General features: G+C 50.5%; 18 protein-coding genes. 15 read left to right on the top strand and 3 right to left on the bottom strand.

Annotated elements, in window-relative coordinates; translation table 11 throughout:
• Nucleotides 1–18: 18 nt before the first annotated feature.
• Both gldJ and BM040_RS10475 read left to right on the top strand, forming a co-directional pair.
• Entirely contained in the window at nucleotides 19–1245 is a 1227-nt protein-coding gene (gene gldJ / locus BM040_RS10480; protein WP_092100880.1) for a gliding motility lipoprotein GldJ, read from the top strand.
• A gap of 80 nt (nucleotides 1246–1325) precedes the next feature.
• Complete coding sequence (locus BM040_RS10475) at nucleotides 1326–1802, top strand: DUF4265 domain-containing protein (protein ID WP_092100878.1); 477 nt, start codon at nucleotides 1326–1328, stop codon at nucleotides 1800–1802.
• Between the two features lie 222 nt (nucleotides 1803–2024).
• Here BM040_RS10475 and BM040_RS10470 read toward each other — a convergent pair whose 3' ends face one another.
• Both BM040_RS10470 and BM040_RS10465 read right to left on the bottom strand, forming a co-directional pair.
• Nucleotides 2025–3539 (bottom strand): malate:quinone oxidoreductase, encoded by a 1515-nt coding sequence (locus BM040_RS10470; RefSeq protein WP_217646770.1) that lies wholly within the window; start codon nucleotides 3537–3539, stop codon nucleotides 2025–2027.
• A gap of 133 nt (nucleotides 3540–3672) precedes the next feature.
• Complete coding sequence (locus BM040_RS10465; protein ID WP_245756183.1) at nucleotides 3673–4359, bottom strand: ComF family protein; 687 nt, start codon at nucleotides 4357–4359, stop codon at nucleotides 3673–3675.
• Between the two features lie 96 nt (nucleotides 4360–4455).
• On the opposite strand from BM040_RS10465, the gene BM040_RS10460 reads away from it, so the two are divergent.
• The 13 genes from BM040_RS10460 (at nucleotide 4456) to BM040_RS10395 (ending at nucleotide 19379) form a co-directional block, all read left to right on the top strand.
• Entirely contained in the window at nucleotides 4456–4809 is a 354-nt protein-coding gene (locus BM040_RS10460; RefSeq protein WP_092100875.1) for a carboxymuconolactone decarboxylase family protein, read from the top strand.
• A 69-nt stretch (nucleotides 4810–4878) separates the two neighbouring features.
• Complete coding sequence (locus BM040_RS10455; RefSeq protein WP_092100873.1) at nucleotides 4879–5244, top strand: hypothetical protein; 366 nt, start codon at nucleotides 4879–4881, stop codon at nucleotides 5242–5244.
• Between the two features lie 179 nt (nucleotides 5245–5423).
• Complete coding sequence (locus BM040_RS10450) at nucleotides 5424–6185, top strand: exodeoxyribonuclease III (RefSeq protein ID WP_092100871.1); 762 nt, start codon at nucleotides 5424–5426, stop codon at nucleotides 6183–6185.
• 142 nt (nucleotides 6186–6327) lie between these two features.
• On the top strand, nucleotides 6328–9642 hold the full coding sequence (locus BM040_RS10445) for a DUF4175 family protein (RefSeq protein WP_092100869.1): 3315 nt from the start codon (nucleotides 6328–6330) through the stop codon (nucleotides 9640–9642).
• A 30-nt stretch (nucleotides 9643–9672) separates the two neighbouring features.
• The gene (locus BM040_RS10440) at nucleotides 9673–10098 is read left to right on the top strand and encodes an ATP-binding protein (protein WP_092100867.1); all 426 of its coding nucleotides are present in this window, start codon (nucleotides 9673–9675) and stop codon (nucleotides 10096–10098) included.
• Nucleotides 10082–10510: an rRNA maturation RNase YbeY gene (gene ybeY / locus BM040_RS10435; protein ID WP_092100865.1), complete on the top strand. Its 429-nt coding sequence runs from the start codon at nucleotides 10082–10084 to the stop codon at nucleotides 10508–10510. Before BM040_RS10440 ends, ybeY begins: the two co-directional genes overlap by 17 nt.
• Before the next feature lie 64 nt (nucleotides 10511–10574).
• Nucleotides 10575–12437 carry a tRNA uridine-5-carboxymethylaminomethyl(34) synthesis enzyme MnmG gene (gene mnmG, locus BM040_RS10430; RefSeq protein WP_092100863.1) on the top strand — a complete coding sequence of 621 codons (1863 nt, stop codon included), beginning with the start codon at nucleotides 10575–10577 and terminating at the stop codon, nucleotides 12435–12437.
• Complete coding sequence (locus BM040_RS10425) at nucleotides 12438–13325, top strand: class I SAM-dependent methyltransferase (protein ID WP_092100861.1); 888 nt, start codon at nucleotides 12438–12440, stop codon at nucleotides 13323–13325.
• 15 nt (nucleotides 13326–13340) lie between these two features.
• Nucleotides 13341–15014 carry an Ig-like domain-containing domain gene (locus BM040_RS10420; RefSeq protein WP_245756182.1) on the top strand — a complete coding sequence of 558 codons (1674 nt, stop codon included), beginning with the start codon at nucleotides 13341–13343 and terminating at the stop codon, nucleotides 15012–15014.
• A gap of 916 nt (nucleotides 15015–15930) precedes the next feature.
• Nucleotides 15931–18009: a cation:proton antiporter gene (locus BM040_RS10410; protein ID WP_092100857.1), complete on the top strand. Its 2079-nt coding sequence runs from the start codon at nucleotides 15931–15933 to the stop codon at nucleotides 18007–18009.
• On the top strand, nucleotides 17978–18487 hold the full coding sequence (locus BM040_RS10405) for a DUF4385 domain-containing protein (protein WP_092100855.1): 510 nt from the start codon (nucleotides 17978–17980) through the stop codon (nucleotides 18485–18487). Before BM040_RS10410 ends, BM040_RS10405 begins: the two co-directional genes overlap by 32 nt.
• On the top strand, nucleotides 18484–18858 hold the full coding sequence (locus tag BM040_RS10400; RefSeq protein WP_092100853.1) for a hypothetical protein: 375 nt from the start codon (nucleotides 18484–18486) through the stop codon (nucleotides 18856–18858). Before BM040_RS10405 ends, BM040_RS10400 begins: the two co-directional genes overlap by 4 nt.
• A gap of 62 nt (nucleotides 18859–18920) precedes the next feature.
• On the top strand, nucleotides 18921–19379 hold the full coding sequence (locus BM040_RS10395; protein WP_092100851.1) for a hypothetical protein: 459 nt from the start codon (nucleotides 18921–18923) through the stop codon (nucleotides 19377–19379).
• Between the two features lie 223 nt (nucleotides 19380–19602).
• Here the strand turns inward: BM040_RS10395 and BM040_RS10390 are convergent, their stop codons facing one another.
• Nucleotides 19603–20739, bottom strand: coding sequence for a hypothetical protein (locus BM040_RS10390; RefSeq protein ID WP_175491036.1), 1137 nt, complete (start codon nucleotides 20737–20739; stop codon nucleotides 19603–19605).
• Nucleotides 20740–20817: the final 78 nt, after the last annotated feature.

Below are 20817 nucleotides of genomic sequence, written 5' to 3'. Positions count from 1 at the left end.
TAAATTAGGTACTATTTTATGAAGTTAATCAAGTATTTATCGGCTGCGGTTGTAGGAGGCATGCTGCTCACTGCTTGTGGTAAGGGTGGCCAGCCAACCAGCACAAACCCTGGCGCTTACAGTTCTGCCACCGGCGCTGAGTATGGCGAAGACGAGAATGCTTTCGACGTAGCTGATTACGCCGAGTTCCCGCAAGGTCCAGGATTGGTCTTTATTGAGGGTGGTCGCACCGTACTTGGCTCAATGGAGGAGGACATCGCCATGACGCGCGACAACGTGGAGCGCACCGTGACTGTGGCTTCTTTCTATATGGATGAAACCGAAGTAGCGAACATACACTGGCTGGAGTACCTGCACGACCTGAAGCGTGACTCGCTGCCGGAAGTATACCAGGCTGCCCTGCCGGATACTACTGTTTGGTCTCAGCAGCTTTCCTTCAACGACCCGTATGTAACGTATTACCTGCGCTACCCAGGCTTCCGCTTCTTCCCGGTAGTAGGCGTGAGCTGGCTGCAGGCAAACGACTTCGCTATCTGGCGTACCAACAAGGTAAACCAGATTCTGGCACAGCAGGCAACTGGTGGTGGCAGAAGAGGTCTGTTTGGTCGTAACAGAGGTGGCGAGACCACTGAAGGCGAGAAGCCATCTATCGAGTCTGGCTACGTGCTGCCGAACTACCGCCTGCCCACAGAGGCTGAGTGGGAGTATGCAGCGCAGGCTATGATCGGCACCCAGTACACAGAAGACGAAAACCAGAATAACCGCCGTATTTACCCATGGGATGGCCATCAGGTGCGTAATCCGTATGGCAAGCAAATGGGTAAGTTCATGGCTAACTTCAAGCGCGGCCGCGGTGACTATGCCGGTATTGCAGGCTCCCTGAACGATGGTGCCATGATCACTGACTACATCTACGCCTATCCGCCAAATGACTTCGGCCTGTACAACATGGCTGGTAACGTAAACGAGTGGGTGCAGGACGTGTACCGTCCGCTTTCTTTCCAGGATGTGGAAGACCTGAACCCGTTCCGTCGTGACGGCTTCCTGGACGAGTCTACTAACTATGACTCCAGCGAAGGATACCACTCCCTGGTAAGCGATGAGGTTCGCGTTTACAAAGGAGGTTCTTGGAAAGACGTAGCTTACTGGTTGTCTCCTGGTACACGCCGCTTCATGGCTCAGGATTCTTCTACAGCTACCATCGGTTTCCGTTGCGCCATGATCAACGCTGGCTCAAACAGATAGAACAATATCAGTTACACATAGTAAAAGTAAAAGCCCGGGCTAAGGTTCGGGCTTTTACTTTTTTATACTTTATACTTCAGATGAACGAGAAGGAGCAAGGCTATAAGATCATCTTCCGTTTCTACAGCGATGTTTTTGAGCGCGAGATGACAGAAACCCTATGGGCACAAAAGGTGGAGGATGCGCAGGACCTCTATCGGGTAGACAGCATCCCATACTATGTGCCGCTAATTGCCACGGAGGATGTGGTGCGCGCCACCTATGACGCCATGGAGGAGGGGCTGCTGTACAAGGAAACGGTGCAGCCATCGGGCAACTCCACCATACAGGTTATCCGCCAGAATGAGGAAACACCTTTGCTGGATATTCGCCGGAAGTTTGCCGAGTTGGGTTGCGTGTCGGTGGAGGTGAACGAGGATTTCTTTGTGCTGGAGGTGCCGCTAAACATTAACTACGCCGTGGTAAAGGAACTGCTGGACGACCTGGAAACGGCAGAGGAAATAGAGTATGCAGAGCCTTCCTTATCGGATGTGCACCGGGAGCAAACAAGCAGCTAAGAAGGACAAAGGGACTTTAGACGAACGACTCTCCGGCTGTGAAGCCGTCGTCAAGTTTAAGAAGCAGCTTCTTGTTGCTCCTGTTTTATACTTTTACCTGACGTTGTACTTACACTTTTGTAGCCTCCCTTAAGCACAGGCCATATTTTATACCCCATAGCAGTGGATGCTTATACTTCATATCCTGCTATGGGGTATATTTTATTATAGGCATTATAGGCTCTATCTCTTCGCTGTAGCCGGCACCAGCCCCAGCACCTCGCTGGTGTAAGAGCGCACCTGGTCCAGCAGGGCAGGGTTTCCGGCAAGCGACTGGCCATAAGACGGGATCATCTCTTTTAGCTTTACCTGCCACTCCTCGGTGTTGATGCGGTGCATGAAACAGCGCTCCAACAAGCTCAGCATAATGGAAACGGCCGTAGAGGCCCCCGGAGAAGCCCCCAAAAGCGCCGCCAGGGTACAGTTAGCACCGCTTACCACCTCTGTTCCGAACTCCAGCACACCGCCCTTGTCAGCATCCTTTTTGATGATCTGCACCCGCTGGCCGGCCACCTCCAGTTTCCAGTCCTCCGGGCGGGCATCCGGGTAAAAATCCTTAAGCGCCTCAATCCGGTCCAGCGGCGATTGGCGTACCTGGTCTATGAGGTATTTGGTGAGGGACATGTTCTGCAAACCGGCCGAAATCATGGGCCGCAGGTTGGTAGGTTTAATTGACTTGGGAAGGTCCATGAACGAGCCGCGCTTCAGGAATTTGGTGGAGAAACCCGCATAAGGTCCGAACAGCAGCTCGCGCTTCCCGTTGATGTACCGCGTGTCCAGGTGCGGCACCGACATAGGTGGCGAGCCCACGGCTGCCTTTCCGTATACTTTGGCTTCGTGTTTTTCTATAACCGATCGGTTAATGCACCGCAACCATTGCCCACTCACCGGGAAGCCTCCGTAGCCTTTTCCCTCCGGTATTTTCGATTTTTCCAGTAGTGGCAGTGCACCGCCTCCGGCCCCAATAAACACGTAGCGGGTATACATTTTGCGTTTCTCTCCCGTCTGCAGGTCCTTCACGGTGATGCGCCAGCGGCCGTCCTCCATCTGTTTTAACTTCCGCACCTCATGGCCGAAGTGCGTTTCCATGCCGCATTTATTCTGTAAATAGTCGAACATGCTGCGCGTCAGGGCGCCAAAGTTCACGTCTGTGCCCAGATCCATGCGGGTGGCAGCTACGGGATCCGCGCTGTCCCTGCCCTCCATCACCAACGGAATCCACTCCTTCAGTTGCTCACGGTCCTCCGTGTACACCATCTCATCAAACAAGTGGCACTGCACCATGGCCTCGTAGCGCTTGCGCAGGAAATCCACGTTGTCGTTGCCCCACACAAAGCTGATGTGCGGAATGTTCCGGATAAAGGAGGTGGGCAGCTCGATGATATTGTTCTTGATGAGGTAGGCCCAGAACTGCTTGGAGATTTCGAACGATTCGGCAATGCGCACCGCCTTGGTGATGTCGATGGAGCCGTCGGGTTTTTCGGGCGTGTAGTTGAGCTCGCAGAAGGCGGAATGGCCCGTTCCGGCATTGTTCCAGGCATCGGAGCTTTCGGCGGCGGCTCCATCCAGCCGTTCCAGCACTTCAATTTTTAGGTCTGGGTTCAGCTCTTTCAGCATCATGCCCAGAGTGGCACTCATAATGCCAGCCCCAATCAGTACCACATCTGTACCATTATTTTCAGCAGTGTTGTTATTCATCACCATAGTCATTCATCCGTTATCTTAAAAACTGCCTCTGAAGCAGCTCCTCTGACTACGAAAAAATAACCGCACAAGGCGAAAACTAACCGCATCCGGTCCGTCTTTGTAGCTGCAAAGTATAACCTGGCCGCTATGCCGCTGCAATGGTGGCTATGCTTACCTCTGTAGCGCCCGCGGCCAGCAGGGCACGGGCACAGGCCTCCAGAGTAGCGCCGGTTGTCAGCACATCGTCCACCAGCAATACGTGCTTGTCCTGTACCTGCTCTGGCTTGGCCACCTCAAACACCTGCTCCACGTTGTGCCAGCGGTCGAGGCGGCTTTTACGGGTTTGGGTGCCCGTGTGGGTGGTGCGCAGTATAACCTTGCCGTGGAAGGGCAGGCGCATACTTTTAGAAAGGCCTTTGGCAAACCACTCCGCCTGGTTGTAGCCCCTGCGGCGCAATTTATACTTGTGCAGCGGCACTGGCACGATCACATCAAACTGGTTGTTGTACTGGAAATCGGAGAGGAGGGAGCCATAACGTTGCCCCAGGTGCTCGCTCAGTTCTTTGGCGCCTTTATACTTTAGCTGGTGCAACAGCCGCTGCACCCGGCCCTTTGGCCTGAAGTATAGATAGGAGAAGGCAAAGCGTACCGGCACCTTGCCCCAGAACCTGCGCTGCAGCGGGTTTAGCTCGGTGGCCCCGTGCACATGAAAATCGGTGTAGGGCAGTTTTACGCTGCAGTTGGTGCAGATATACTTCTCGCCGCGCGCCAGGCTGCCGCTGCAGGCATAGCAGGTTTCCGGGAAGAGCAGACTCAGCAGGTCTTCGAACATTGGCTGGCAAGTATGGTTTAAGGTATTCTGATGATTTTGCCGTAACTTTATATTTGGACTCCTTACACAGTCATCCTTAATAAGAATAACCTAACAATGAGCTTAGTAGAAGAATTCAACGACTACCGTACGCGCATGAACGAGCGCATCATGTCTTACGACAATAAAGTAATTAAGCGTTTCTTTAACCTCGACACCAACACCTACGCGGCCGGCGCCCTGGACGTAAAAACAAAGGAGATGCTGGGCCTGGTGGCCTCGATGGTGCTGCGCTGCGACGACTGCATCAAGTACCACGTGGGCAAGTGCTACGAGGAGGGCCTGACAGACGAGGAAATCATGGAGGTGTTCTCCATTGCTAACCTGGTGGGCGGCTCCATCGTCATCCCGCACTTCCGCCGCGCCGTGGAGTACTGGGAGGAACTGAAAGAGCGCGGATCTGCGGAATAAATTATGGCTAATTGTTAATTGCTGATTGTTGTTAAGTATAACAATCAGCAATTAACTACTAACAATCAAATGATGTACGACAGCGAAAACTTAGACCATAACTGGACACAGCTGCGGGCCGACCTGATGAGGCGCTTCGGTAAAAAGCCGGACCTGAACGCCATCCTTTTCCTGATCGGGATTCAGGAGCTGGGCATGGGCATCCGGGAGTTTACCAAAGAAGAAAAGCAGGATTTGATGCACATCGCCACCTGCCGCGTCTTCGCTGAATCGGGCTACTACGAGTTTACCGGCCGCGACGAAGAGGGCTGGCCGCACTTTAAGGCTGCCAAACCTATTCCCTTTGCCAACCTGAAAGAGCAGGAGCAGATGCTTAAATGGCACGTGATTGAGTATTTTAACCGAGCCGACGATATCCGTAAACCTAATCCGTAGCACGCATTTTGTATCAGGTAGCACGACTTTCGGTAAAGTATAAACTTAAAGTATAAGCCCATGAAGAAGTATAAAATCCTTAAACTTATACTTGTAGCCTCTCTTATTCTGCTTCCCAGTGATAGTGGAAAGAAGAAAAACCGTGCTACCTGATACCTGATACGCTACCATATTCACCCATGAAGATTATTACCTATAACGTAAACGGCATCCGTGCCGCTATTACCAAAGGCTTTGATACCTGGCTGAAGGCCGCCAACCCGGACGTGCTGTGCCTGCAGGAGATAAAGGCCGACGAATCCAAATTCGACAGGACCCGCTTCGAGGACCTGGGCTACCATGTGTACCTGCACCCGGCGGTAAAGAAGGGCTATAGCGGCGTGGCCATCCTTTCCAAAGAGAAGCCGCAGCACGTGGAAGTAGGCTGCGGCATAGAATGTTATGACTTCGAGGGCCGTGTTTTGCGCGCCGATTACGGCGATGTTTCCGTGATGAGCGTATACATGCCTTCGGGCTCCAGCGGCGAGGAGCGGCAGAAGTTCAAGTTCCAGTGGATGGACGACTTCCACGGCTACATCGGTGACCTGAAACAAACATTGCCGGGTCTGGTGGTGAGCGGCGACTATAACATCTGCCACAAACCCATTGACATCCACAACCCGAAATCGAACGCTAAGAGCTCGGGCTTTTTGCCGGAGGAGCGCGAGTGGATGGGTAAACTGGTGGGTAGCGGCTTTATTGACACGTTCCGCCACTTTAACCAGGAGCCGCACAACTATACCTGGTGGAGTTACCGCGCCGGGGCACGCAACAAAAATCTGGGCTGGCGTATTGATTATAACATGGCCACCGAAAACCTGCGCGACCGCCTGAAGCGCTCTGCTATACTTACCGAGGCAAAGCACTCAGACCATTGCCCGGTGCTGCTGGAACTGGAGTAGGGTAGGAGTATACTAAAATGCGCCGGACCACAGTTATACTATAGGTATTTATACTTTTTTATTACCTGAAGTATAATGCGTTAGATGGATTTGCTTAACTTACAACTATAGCCGCCATGCCTTAGTTTAGTAACAGAGAGACATGAAACATACCGATGCACTCGATCAGTTGCTGCATCAATTGCAGGAGTTCAAGCAGAAATTCTACCTCAACATGCTGTTGCGGGGCGGGATTTTCGCGGTTGGGCTCCTGCTTTCCGTTTACATCGTCTACAGCCTGTTGGAGTACATGTTCTATTTCCCGCAGTATGTGCGGGCGTTCCTGTTGTTTTCGTTTGTGGCGGCGGTTATCTATGTGTTTGTGAGATGGATTGCCCTGCCAGCCTCGGCGCTGGTGCGGCTACGGCGCATTCTCTCCGACGAGCAGGCGGCCCAGCAGGTGGGAATGCACTTCCCCGAAATACGCGACAAGCTGTTAAACGCGATTCAGCTGCAGCAGCAGGACCGTAGCAACGAGCTTATCCGGGCAAGTATAGCCCAGCGAAGCCAGCAACTGCTTTCCTTTAAGTTTAAGGAGGCCGTATCGTACCGCGAGAACAGGCCGCTGCTCAAGTACATCGCCCTGCCCACGCTTGTGGCGCTGCTCATCCTGCTGGTGTACCCCACCATTTTTGTGCAGGGCACCGAGCGCATCATCAACTATAAAACGCACTACACGCCACAGGCACCCTTTGATTTTGTGGTGCAGAACAAGGCGCTGCAGACCTACCGGGGCGAGGACTTTACACTGGACGTGGCGGTGGAGGGAAAATCCATCCCCAGCGAAGTATATATTAATTACAATGGCCGGCGGCAGCGGCTGACGCCAAACGCCAAGGGCGGAGGCTATACCTATACATTCAAGCAGCTGCAGCGCCCCGTAAATTTCCAGCTCGAAGGTTCTGGCTTTTTCTCCGACAGCTATACGTTGAACCTGCTCTCGCGCCCTAACCTGAAGGATTTCCGGATGCTGGTGCAGTTTCCCAAATACCTTAACCGCAAACCGGAGGAGGTGCAGAACACTGGTAACGCCTCCGTGCCAGAGGGCAGCACCATTACCTGGAACTTCGCTACTTCCGAAACGGATAGTATAAAACTGGCCTTTGAGGAGCCATCTGAAAGTATAACTGCACAGAAGGACGGCAACAGCTTCACTGCCAGCAAGGACATTAAGCAGAGCCAGAACTATAGTATAAGCCTGCGCAACGAGCACAGCGCCAACAAAGAGCAAATCAGCTATCAGATTACCGCTATTCCGGACCGCAACCCGCAGATCAGCCTGGAGCAATTTCAGGATACGGCCCTGTTCTCGTATATGGTGCTTGGCGGCGACGTTTCGGACGACTACGGCCTGACTCGGCTGGCGCTTCTCTACCGCATCAGCAACGACCAAAACCCGCAGGCAAAGTATAAAAGTATAAGCCTGCCCCTGAACAAGCAGCAGCTTAGCCAAACGTACTATTACCAGTGGAACACGGCTGCCCTGAACCTGCAGCCCGGCGACAAGCTGGAGTACTTCGTGCAGGTATGGGACAACGACGGTCTGCGCGGCCCTAAGAGCGCCCGCACCCGCAGCTTCGAGTTTAGGGTGCCGGACAAGCGCGAACTGCAGAAAGAGCTGGACAGCAACTCCCAGTCAATAGCCAGCCAGATGAGCAAGACCCTGGAGCGTGCTACCCAGCTGGAGCAGGAAATTTCTCGCTCTGAGGAGAAAATGAAAACCAGGCGCGACATGAACTGGCAGGACCGCAAGCAGCTCGAGGACCTGGCTGCAAAGAAGCGGCAGCTGGAGCAGGACATCAGCTCGATGAAGGAGCTTTTTGAGGAGCTCAACAAGAAGCAGAACATGCTCAACGAGCCGAGCCAGCAGCTGGCTGAAAAGGCGCAGGAGCTGCAGAAGCTCATGAACGACCTTCTCGACCCGGAAACTAAGAAGCTTTACGAAGAACTGGAGAAACTCCTGCAGGAACAGCAGCCAAACGATGCTGAGCTGCGCCAACTACTGAGCAAACTTGATAACCGGGAGAAGAACCTGGAGCGCGAGCTGGAGCGGGCGCTGGAGCTGTTTAAGCAGCTACAGTTTGAGCAGAAGCTGGAGAACGTTGCCAGCAAGCTACAGGAGATGGGGGAGAAGGAGCAGGAACTGGCCCAGAAAACCGAGCAGAAACAGGAAAGCAACGAACAGCTGCAGGAGCGGCAAAAGCAGCTGCAGCAGGAGTTTGAGGATGTGAAGCAGCAGCTAGAGGAGCTCAATGACCTGAACAAAAAGCTGAGCAACCCCAACCAGCTGAATGAGGAGCAACAACAGCAGGACCAGCAAAGTATAGAGCAGGACATGCAGCAGAGTCAGGAGCAGCTGCAGAAGAACCAGAACAAGAAAGCCAGCGAGTCGCAGCAGAAGGCAGGGCAGAAGATGCAGCAGATGGCCCAGCAGATGGAGGAAATGAAAAGCAGCATGAGTATGGCGGGTATGCAGCAGAACTTGGACAACCTGCGCGACATCCTGGAGAACCTCATCACGCTCTCTTTTGACCAGGAGGACCTGATGAAGCAGTTCCGGAGCGTACACCAGAGCGACCCGCGCTTCGTGGATCTTTCGCAGCGCCAGCTCAGCCTGCGCGACAATGCCCAGGTGATAGAGGACAGCCTCTTTGCCCTGGCAAAAAAGGTGTTTCAGATAGAGTCGTTTGTGACGCGCGAGGTGGCCGCCATGAACCAAAGTATGGATAATAGCATGCAGCAGCTCCGCGACCGCAATGTGGGTAGGGCCACCGCACAGCAGCAACTCGCCATGACCAGTATGAACAACCTGGCCCTGATGCTAAACGATGCCCTGAAGCAAATGCAGCAGGCCATGCAGCAAATGCAGGGCGGTATGGCCGGCAAACAGAAAGGCAACAAGCCCATGCCTGGGAATTTGGGAGAATTGCAGCAGCAATTGAACAAAAAAATAGACGATTTGAAAAAAGGAGGCAAGTCGGGCAAGGCACTTTCTGAAGAATTAGCTAAATTGGCTGCGGAGCAGGAGGCTCTTCGTAATGCACTGAAAGAATTGGAGAAACAGGGTGCCAAACCGGGCGAGAAAGGGCAGAATGGCGATCTCGGAAATATTAACAAGATGATGGAACAATCCGAAACTGATCTCGTTAATAAACGTTTGACCGAGCAGACCATTCAGCGGCAGCGCGAAATCCTGACACGTTTACTAGAGGCAGAGAAATCCGCAAGGGAACGGGAATTGGACAATAAACGGGAGGCAAAGACCGCACAGGATATTGCACGCAAAGTTCCCCCTTCGTTTGAAAAGTATATTAAGGCAAAAGAGAAGCAAACCGAACTGCTCAAGACCATACCTCCTGCGCTTACACCATACTACAAGCAGAAGGTAAACGAGTACTTCAACAACATAAGCAAGTAATAAAGCACCTATTTACACTTAGCGATTAATATGAATCAGGTTAAAATTCAGATTCCTTCCCTAATTGAAAACATTAGAGTTATTGAGAGCTTCATTGATAACTCTAAAGACGAATTTGAGTTTGAAGACGACATCTATGGCAACATTATGGTTGCTGTTACGGAATCTGTAAACAACGCCATTCGCCACGGCAACAAATTTGACAAGGACAAGAACGTCTACCTCACACTCCAGGTAGAGGAAAACAAGCTGCTCTTTGAGGTGGCCGATGAGGGCCCCGGTTTCGACTACGAAAACCTGCCAGACCCCACCGCGCCTGAAAACCTGGAGAACCCCGGCGGCAGGGGCATCTTTCTGATGCGCAACCTGTGCGATGAGGTGAACTTCCTTGATGAGGGCAAAAAAGTACAGTTGATTTTTAACATCCCTAACCTGGAGAATGGATCACCCAATTGAGTTCTTTAGCGAGGACATTGATTTTGAACTGAGCAACCCAGCTCAGGTATCGGAGTGGATTTCAGACGTCATACAGCACCATGGTCAAGAGCTGAGCGGCCTTACCTACATCTTTTGCTCCGATGATTACCTGCACGAGATTAACGTAGAGTACCTCGACCACGACACACTCACTGATGTTATCACCTTCAACAATGCCGACGAGGAAGGCATTATTGAAGGTGATGTCTTTATTAGCATAGACCGCGTCCGGGATAATGCCAAAGACTTAGGCCTTCCTTTTGAAGATGAACTGCACCGTGTTTTGATTCACGGCGTGCTTCACCTGCTCGGCTTCAGAGATAAGACAGAAGAGCAGGAGGCCCTTATGCGTAAAGAAGAAGATTCTTCCTTATCTTTGCGCAAATTTTAGTCTCAAAAGGAATTACCTATCCGCTGCTGATGTTTCACGTGAAACATCTCAAAATTCAGAATACATGTTTCCAGAATACGATATTATAGTTGTTGGTGCTGGGCACGCAGGCTGCGAAGCCGCGGCGGCTGCAGCAAAGATGGGCTCGAAGGTTTTGCTGGCCACTATGAACATGAACACTATCGCGCAGATGTCGTGCAACCCGGCTATGGGTGGCGTGGCAAAAGGGCAGATAGTTCGTGAGGTGGATGCCTTGGGCGGCATGAGCGGTATCATCACAGACCAAACCATGATACAGTTCCGTATGCTCAACAAGTCGAAAGGGCCAGCCATGTGGAGCCCGCGCGCGCAAAGCGATCGCATGCGGTTTGCTGAAGCCTGGCGCTTGAGCCTAGAGCAAACGGAGAACGTGGACTTCTGGCAGGAGATGGTAACAGGCATCGAAGTAGAGCAGGGTAGGGCTGTAGGCGTACGCACCAGCCTGGGGATAACTATCCGTGGAAAGGCCGTTATCTTAACCAATGGCACGTTTTTGAATGGGATTATCCACATCGGCGAGAAGCAAGTGGGCGGTGGCCGCGCCGCAGAAAAATCAGCGAAAGGTATTACCGAGCAGCTGAAAGAACTGGGCTTCGAAGCAGGCCGCATGAAGACTGGAACACCTCCACGCGTGGACGGACGCTCCCTGGACTACAGCCGCATGGAGGAGCAGTTTGGTGACGAGAACCCAAGCAAATTCTCCTACACCGACACCGAGCCACTCCAGCAACAGCGCAGCTGCTACATCACATATACCAACCCGGAGGTACATGAGATTTTGAAAACAGGTTTCGAGAAGTCACCGATGTTCCAGGGCAGGATTCAAGGATTAGGTCCACGCTACTGCCCAAGTATAGAAGATAAAATTAACCGCTTCTCGGAGCGCGATCGCCACCAGATTTTCGTAGAACCGGAAGGATGGAACACCGTGGAAGTATACGTGAACGGGTTCTCGAGCTCTTTGCCGGAAAACGTGCAGTACGAGGCTCTGCGCAGGATCGAAGGGTTTGAGAATGCCAAGATGTTCCGCCCTGGCTACGCGATAGAGTATGACTTCTTCCCGCCAACGCAGCTTAACCTGACGCTGGAAACAAAGCTGGTGCAGAACCTATACTTCGCCGGCCAGATTAACGGAACTACCGGATATGAAGAAGCCGCCTGCCAGGGATTGATGGCAGCGATTAATGCACACAACAAGATAAACGACAAAGAACCGTTTATACTAAAACGATCAGAAGCGTACATCGGTGTATTGATTGATGACCTGGTAAACAAAGGCACCGACGAGCCTTACCGCATGTTCACCTCGCGTGCAGAACACCGTATTCTACTACGCCAGGATAACGCCGACATACGCCTGACCAGGATGGGTTATGAGCTGGGGCTGGCTGATGAAAATCGCCTGAAGGCTGTGGATAAGAAGATAGCGGAAACGGCAGAAATCATCTCCTACTTGAACAGCAAGCCTATTGAGCCTGGAGATATCAACAGGCTTTTAGAAGAATTGGGCTCTGCTCCGATAGCAGAAAAGCAGCGTGCAGGGCAGCTCATTAAGCGGCCGAATGTAGAGATAGAACATATCGCTAAAGCAGTGCCGGCAGTAGCGGAATTCCTGAGCAAGTTCGGGAAAGAAAGCGTGGAGCAGGCAGGCATACAAGTAAAGTATGAAACCTACATTGAGAAGGAGCATGCGATGGCCGCTAAAGTAAGCGAGCTTGAGAACTACAATATCAAAGGTAAAATCAATTACCGCGACATACCTGCCTTATCAAAAGAGGCAAAGGAAAAGCTGCTGAAGGTACAGCCTGAAACAATAGGCCAGGCCTCCAGAATCAGTGGTGTGTCTCCGGCAGACATATCGGTGTTAATGGTATACCTCGGAAAATAAATGAGCTACGAAAGACTGGAACAATGCCCAATCTGTGGCAAAGAAGCCTTTAAGAACTTTTTAGTCGTTAAAGACAACGCCGTATCAAAAGAGAGTTTTGTGATTGTGGAATGCGAGAACTGCTCGTTCAAATTCACCAATCCAAGACCAGATGCCGCAAGCATTGGCCAGTACTATGATTCAGATGAATACGTCTCGCATTCGGACACGAAAAGTGGAATTATCAACAGGGCCTATCATGTAGTGCGGTCCATTACCACTAAGCAGAAAGTGGAGCTTATCAACAGGTATGCCCCCGTAAAAGGAAGCATACTGGACTATGGATGCGGCACCGGCGTATTCCTGGCGGCCTGTAAAAAAGATGGTTGGGAGATAAGAGGCATTGAGCCAAACGCCAAAGCACGTCAGAAAGCAGCCGAAGAAACAGGGGAGATAGTAGCTGCCAATCTGGAGGATATAGAGGGCGAAAAGTTCGAGGTCATAACGCTTTGGCATGTGCTGGAGCATATCCATACGCTGAACGAGACGATGGAGCAATTGCTGGACCACCTGCAGGAGGATGGGACTATGGTGATAGCCGTGCCCAACGCTGACTCACATGACGCACAGGAGTACAAGGAAAACTGGGCTGCCTATGATGTACCGCGCCACCTGTACCATTTCACGCAGCCAACGATGAAGCGCTTCCTGAAAAAGCATAAAATGCAGCTGGAGGAGGTGCTGCCCATGAAGTTTGACGCCTACTACGTCAGCATGCTAAGCGAGAAGCACAAGCAGGGTAAAACAAGCATGATCAGCAGTGTAATGAACGGCTACCGGTCCAACAGCTACGCCGAAAAGAACGGCAACGATTACTCAAGTCTGATTTTTGTAGCAAAAAGAAAATAATAGCGCCAAATTTGCGTGAAAGATAAGATAGGCAAGCGGAAGTTTGCCTATTTTGATTTAAAGACAACACAGCCGATGAAGCTTCTTAGAGCACTATTAGCGGCAGGCATAACAACCGGGGTGGTAGCCTGCGCCACACAAAGCGCCCCGCAGGGCGGACCACGGGATGAGGAACCACCAAAGCTGTTGAGAAGTAACCCAACAGACCAGCAACTGAATGTGGATACCCGCACCGTCACGTTGGAGTTTGATGAAGAGATTCAGCAAAATACGTTAAACCGTGAGCTCCTCATCACCCCAAATATCAACAACCCCTATAAGGTAGTGATAAACAAAACCCAGCTTGTACTGGAGTTCGAAAAGCCTCTGCAGGATAGCACCACCTTCACGTTCAACTTTAGAGAAGGGGTAACCGATATTACGGAAAAGAACAAAGCGCAGGACCTCATCCTCTCCTTCAGCTCTGGATCTTATATAGACTCGGCACGCATAGCAGGCAATGTGATCAACTTGATGAAGCAAACTCCTGAGAAGGGAGCCATGGTGCTATTATACCAGGCGGGAGACACCATGAGCGTAAGAAAGAACCGCCCCTATTACCTGACTAATGCCGATGACCAGGGTAACTTTAGCCTTCGCAATGTCAAGGAAGGCAGCTACCGCATCTACGCCCTGCTCGATAAAAACAACAACAGCTTCTACGACTCCGAGGAAGAGCGCATCGCCTACCTGGCCAAACCCATCACCATTACCTCCACCACGGACAGCGTGCAGTTGCAGACAGTAAGAATCGATACCAAGAAGCCTATTCTTATGAACAGGGGCAGGTTTACCGATCGGTTTGTGGCTGGGTACAACGAAGGGATTCAGCAATTCACGGCGGTGTCGGCAGATAAGAAAGACACGCTAGTTTCTAAGCCGCTGCCGGATGGAAAGACAATAGAGCTGTTTAAAACAGACGCCTTCAGCGGCGGCAGAGCCATACTTGCGGCTGTGGATTCTGCGGGAAATATCACCTCAGACTCACTGCAAATCGCGTTTGAAGGAAAACCATCCACACGTGTGAGAGGGGCAACACTTAAGGTTATGAACACCGGAAAGAACGAAGGGTACCGGGCAGGGCAGGAGGTAACCGTAGAACTTCAGGCGCCCGTACGCATTGCTGGTAAAACGCCAGTTACACTAATGGCCGACAGTATAGTGGTAGAAGAACTACAGTACCCGGAGGCAGTAAGGCTCGACCGCACCAACACCGAAATCAGCTTTACGCTGCCCAGCCTCAGCAACAACATCCGGCAACTGACCCTGATGCTTGACAGCACCGCCATACTTCCGTTACAAGGCGAGCCGATCTCGTTCCCGCCACTGCAGCTAAGTATAGCAGAAGGAAAAGGGTCAACAGGAAGTTTCAGCGGTTCTATTACAACGGAGTATAAATCCTATACTTTGCAGCTGCTGACAAGCGACTATAAAGTGGTAGAAGAACGAGGCCCAGGCAAAACGTATCGTTTTAGAAACGTAGCCCCAGGCACCTACTACCTACGCATACTGGTAGATGAAAATAACAACGGCAAATGGGATGGCGCCGATCCAAAGCTGGAGCGGGAGCCTGAGCCGGTATTAATGTATCCCAACATGATTGAAGTAAGGGCCAACTGGGAGCTGGAGGATCTAGACATCGAATTCTAAGTAGCCCGAAGTTTAAAGGGTAAAGTATAACATATAAAGGAGAGGTAAACGCCTCTCCTTTTTTTGTGCCCACACTCTCCACACCATCCCACCCATAGCTGCTGCCAATTAGCAGTGAAACGAACCTAAAAAGTATAGCCAGCCTACAGACACGAACTGGTAAGCCAACCCTTCCCCAAATCACAATCGTACTTGCTGCATAAATAAAGGGATGTGTAAATGCCCAACCCGGAAACTCATGCGTACTTAATTCATATAGATACACAAGTGTAATTCTACTGAAGATGGTTACATGACAGGCCACATCGGATGTATAAGAATCGCTAATGTGAGGAGCTCAACAGCGAAAGAAACGAAGGGAAAAGAGCGGCGGGAAATAATTTTTTACTAATCCACAAAGATGTGTTTAAATGTGTGGATAAAGGTGGGTAAGAGTAGGAACAACTTACACGCACATATCTTACACACCCAAACAAGGGCTTACACAGAGGGTAAAAAGTGGATACCGGTGTATAATCTCCCACCCTTTCTGCCCTTTTCCACGTTTCTGTTTCGTGTTTATAAAGAAATACACACAAACGGGCAAAAAGTGGAAAACACATTTAAACCGTTCTAGCATAGAGAAATAAAATTCACAGTGTAACCCGGAATATGGTGATAAGTAAAGCTGCAGTTCACAAGTTATGGCCAGTACACAAACTTGAGTAGAGTTGTCCACTTATAAACAGCCCTAAAGACAAAAGAAGATTCTTTTTAAAAAATCATTTTATAAAAGTTATTAGATGTCGTAAAGTGTGGAAAGCTTGAAAAGAGGGGCATGTAAAGCAGGGCAGGGGACTTACACAAGCAGGAGACACAGAAGAAAATGTGTATATTGAAACTCCAAAAAACGGAAAGCTACACAAGAGAATAAGAAATGCTTTTAAAAATTGACCTGACACTCCCGTTCGAGGCACCGGTACTCATCTTCACGCTCGTACTACTCATCATCCTGATCGCGCCCATTGTTCTGAACAAGTTCAAGATACCAGGCATAGTGGGGATGATTCTGGCAGGCGTGCTAATCGGGCCCTATGGGTTTGGTATACTGGAAAGGGATGCCAGCATAGAACTGTTCGGAACGGTGGGATTGCTCTACATCATGTTCCTGGCGGGGCTGGAGGTCGATATGATCGAGTTCAAGAAGAACAAGAACAAAAGCTTGGGCTTTGGTGCGCTCACCTTTTTAATCCCCATCACGATAGGCACGGCCATATTCCATTATGTATTTCAATACGATATAGCCCCGGCCATACTTCTGTCAAGTATGTTTTCGTCCCATACCCTTATCGCCTATCCCATAGCCAGTAAATTGGGGATTAGCAAAAACGAGGCAGTGACGGTAACCATAGGCGGCACCATTATCACAGATACGGCGGTACTGCTGGTGCTGGCGGTGGTGGCAGGTTCTGCAGAAGGAAATGTCGGTATGTCTTACTGGATTAAGCTAAGCATCTCGCTGGCCATATTCAGCGGCATCGTAACATACATATTCCCCATCATTGCCAAATGGTTTTTTAAGCAACTGGAGAGTGAGAAAGGAGCACATTACATCTTTGTGCTGACGATGGTATTTGCGGCGGCCTTTCTGGCAGAGCTGGCAGGCGTTGAGGCAATTATTGGAGCGTTCCTGGCTGGCCTGGCGCTAAATCAACTTATCCCGCATACTTCGCCCTTAATGAACCGCATCGAGTTTGTGGGCAACAACCTGTTCATCCCCTTCTTCCTGATAAGTGTGGGCATGCTGGTAGACGTGAGGGTACTGCTAAGGGGGCCGGAGGCACTGATTATTGCAGGCACCATCGTCGTGGTGGCCCTGACAACAAAGTATCTGGCAGCCTGGGCAACGCAGAAGATTTACGGCTACACCAGCACCCAACGGAACCTCATCTTTGGCCTGAGCAGCGCGCACGCTGCCGCTACCCTGGCGGTGATTCTGGTGGGCTTTAACCTGGGCATGATAAACGAAGAAGCACTAAACGGCACAATCGTACTCATATTGGTGTCCTGTTTGGTGAGCTCCTTTGTAACGGAGAAATCGGGCAGGGCGCTGGCGATAGTGGAGAGCCAGAAGAAACCGGACTTAAGCCAAAAGCCGGACAGAATACTGGTGCCAATCGCCAACCCGAAGAACATCGAAAGCCTGGTGGATTTGGCCATCATGATGAAGAACCCGGACTACAACGAGCCCATCTACCCGCTGGCTGTGGTGATAGACGATGAGCGAGCCGAGGAGGAGATCTATAAGAAGAACAAAATGCTGCAGGAGGCTATTAAGCACGCTTCCGCCACCGATAATGACGTACAGCTGGTTTCAAAAATTGACATCAACATCGCCAGTGGTATACTACGCGCTATCAAAGAACTGATGATCACGGAAGTGATTATAGGCTGGAACGCCAAGATCACGACCAGCGGCCGTATTTTCGGAACAGTGCTGGATAACCTGCTGGAGAACACCGAGCAGATGATCCTGGTGTGTAAGATCATCAAGCCCCTTAACACCACAAGCCGCCTGGTGGTAGTAGTGCCCAGCAACGCGGAACTGGAGAGGGGATTCCTGAGATGGATCAGGTCTATTAAGATTCTGGCACAGCAACTGGGGGCAAAGGTCGTATTTCGAAACCATGAAAGTGCTTTGAACGCGATAAAGCAGGCGGTGCAGCAAACCAAGCCAGCTATTGATGCAGAGTATCTGCCGTATAAAAATTTCAGGGAGTTTGACGGAATGCACAGAGAACTGAGCCCGGATGACATAGTGATTGTGATTGCGGCGCGCAGGGAAACGATCTCTTACAGCAGCAACATGGATAACGTGCCGCGTATACTTGCCAGAAATTATAAGGATAACAGCTTTATCATTATTTATCCGGAGCAGTATCCATTTATCGAAGAGAATCCGATTACAGGCATGCCTGCACTTTATGGCTCAGACAGGGAAGAAGGAATCGTTTAACTACAACCTCGACTTTAAAAGTATAGACTTCAGGCAGCAGCCGGAACTGTACCGTGTGGGCAAGGGCGAGCAGGGCGTGCTGCTGGTAGAACCTTACAAATCGGAGATACTACCTTACTGGCGGTTTAAAACCCCCGAGGTGGCGCGCGAGTCGAGCGAGAGAATTTATGCGTTGTTTCTGGAGTACCTGCAGCAAAACGACTTTGTGGGAGCGGACATGGCCCGGAAGTTTCTGCAGATGGGCTACACCCGCAGCAGGCGCTATGCCAACCACCGCAGCGGCCAAAAGTATAAAGGGGCCGTGCCCGACGACAAGAAAGGCCAGAGCGGCGCGCATGGTCGTCCGCAGCTACCCCTGGACCCCGATCCTGAAAAAGCAGCGTCCGCAGCCATATTTAAGGAGAAATGGGAGCAGGCCAAGCAGCATGAGAAGTATAAAAGTATGAAGGCCGCTTTTGAGGCAACGTACAAAGTATGAAGAAGCCCTACCTGGTAGCCGCCGCACTGTTGGTATTTATTTCGTTTAATTTCTGGAATCACGTCAGGGTAAAAGAAAAAGGGAAGCGGGAATCTGAGCTATTCTATACTTCTGCTATCAATGGGAAGATAACTAATGTATCAGCAAGCGCAGGAGCAGTATACTTTAAGGTGGAGAATAGCGAGGAAAAGTATATGTTTATCCCAACACCTGTAACTGGTAACCAAAAAAAGCGGTTTTCAGCATTTGCTACCAAGGGCGACAGCATCAGCAAACCGGCATACGCTACGTACCTGAAGCTTTATAAAGGCGGTAAAGTTTATACTTTCAGCTTCAGTAAACTGCACGAAGACACCACATTATCAAAATAAAAAGAAAACCTTACTGAAGGTAAAAACCGTATCTTTGCAAATATAAAATCACTTAATTGAACATGATCAATAAAGACATCAGGTTAGGCAAGGGACTTGGTAAGATCAAGTTTGGCCTGACAATGGACGAAGTTGAGGAATTGATAGGCGAACCGGAGGAGGTTGAAGAGTCTGATGAGGAGGATGAGTTTGAGCATCAGGCCTGGAACTACTGGGAAGAGGGCTACTCCTTATACTTCGACAAAGAGGACGACTACCGCCTCAGCTGCATTGAAACCGCCAACCGCGAAGTGCAGATTTTCGGGGAGCGCGTGTTTGAAATGAGCCGCGACCAGATCATCCGCCTCTTTGCCGACCACGACATCACCAACTACGAGGAGGATGAAACCGAAACGGGTGAGAACCGCCTTTCCTTCGAGAAAGAGATGATCGATTTATACTTTGACGAGGATCAGCTAATCGCCATTAACTTCGGTGTCTTCATCAGCGATGACCTGGAGGTGATTTGGCCAGAGAAATAAGCCATACAAAAGTATAAATTCATAAAAAGCCCCGGCTATAAAGTATAGCCGGGGCTTTTTTATGCCCTCTCAAGTATATATTCCCACGTGGATAAGTATAACCAAATGCGGCTTTACAGCAAGTAAGGTGATTTTTAAGGTTAAATGAATTGATGAAATCCACAGACCCCGCACATAAAAAAAGCCCGGCCTAAACCGGGCTTTTAATGCAGTAAGCCGAGGCTTACTCAAAGAAAAAGTTAATTAGCTCTTGCTGTATGACTGGGTTAATGGCAACAGCAAGTATAATCGAGATGATAAGGCCAATCGCAACAGAAAGGATATCCTTACCAATCAGGTTAAACGTCTTGGCAAACTTAACTGAAGAATCGTGGGCGCGCAGGCGCATACCCAGCTCGCGGCCGGCCAGAAGACCTACGAAAACCCAGGTCGTGCTCATCGGGATGTTGTTCACCTCCTTAAAGAAGTAAAGGATGATGGCGTACACAAGGTCTATAATGGTGGCACTGCGCACATCACGCACCTCCGACTTCTCGTTGATGATGTTCTGAATCTTGTCGCCTTTCTTATAGAAAAGGAAGCCAAGGCCAAAGAAGATAAACCCTGTAAATACAAGGAATTCATAGATGTTTAGCTGGCGTGGCAGGTATACGGCAATGTTCGCCAGGTCCTGCGCCAGCCACGTGTACCAAAGAAAACCGCTGATCACCCACTGGGCAACCGTCCAGGATACGTGTGCCTCCCCTTTGATAAACCGTTTGATAACCTTTGTAAGTATCAGGTAGATAACCAAAGCCGAGAAAAAGGCAACAAAATAACCGGCTATACTTTTGTTGATCATGCTCAGGATGGTACCCGATGTGGCCGTGAAGACGCTAAGCAGCATGAACGTGGTGGAAACCGGGATACGGAACCTTGTCAGGAGCAGCAGGATGATAGGAGAGGCCAACTGCAGGTAGACGAAGTTGGTAGGCGTTTTATCCAGCCCTGGGGTGGCAAGGCGCTGGTAGGAAACATCCCCCTCAAAAACAATCCAACTGTACGTTACCGTGAACACGAAGATCAGGCCCATGAACAGCCATTGCCAGTACCATTTCTTATCCTCGTTTGAGCCGATGAATGTACCTATTGTCTGGATACTGTCGTTAGCAATGGCAGAGTACCCGGCAAAGGCAAAGCCTACCCACATGGCAATGGAAGGGTATGGGTAGAGAACGCCTGCGGCAATCAGAGAGAAGGCAATAAAATAGAGGAACTTCTTTTCTTTACGCAGTAGAACATCCGCCAGACTATACCGCTTTGTGAACTTGTGCGGCTTGGCGAGCATTACAGGACCTGGCTTTTTCTTAGTCTTAGCCATCTTTCTAAGTATGAGTGAGAAATAAAAACGGTGCAAAGGTAGGTTATACCATTGTTAAGTTTTATCGTGCAATGTTAA

This window comes from Pontibacter chinhatensis (assembly GCF_900113285.1).
GTDB classification, from domain to species: domain Bacteria; phylum Bacteroidota; class Bacteroidia; order Cytophagales; family Hymenobacteraceae; genus Pontibacter; species Pontibacter chinhatensis.
The sequence above is the reverse complement of the archived record's forward strand: the minus strand, read 5'-3'. Positions and strand labels throughout refer to the sequence as shown.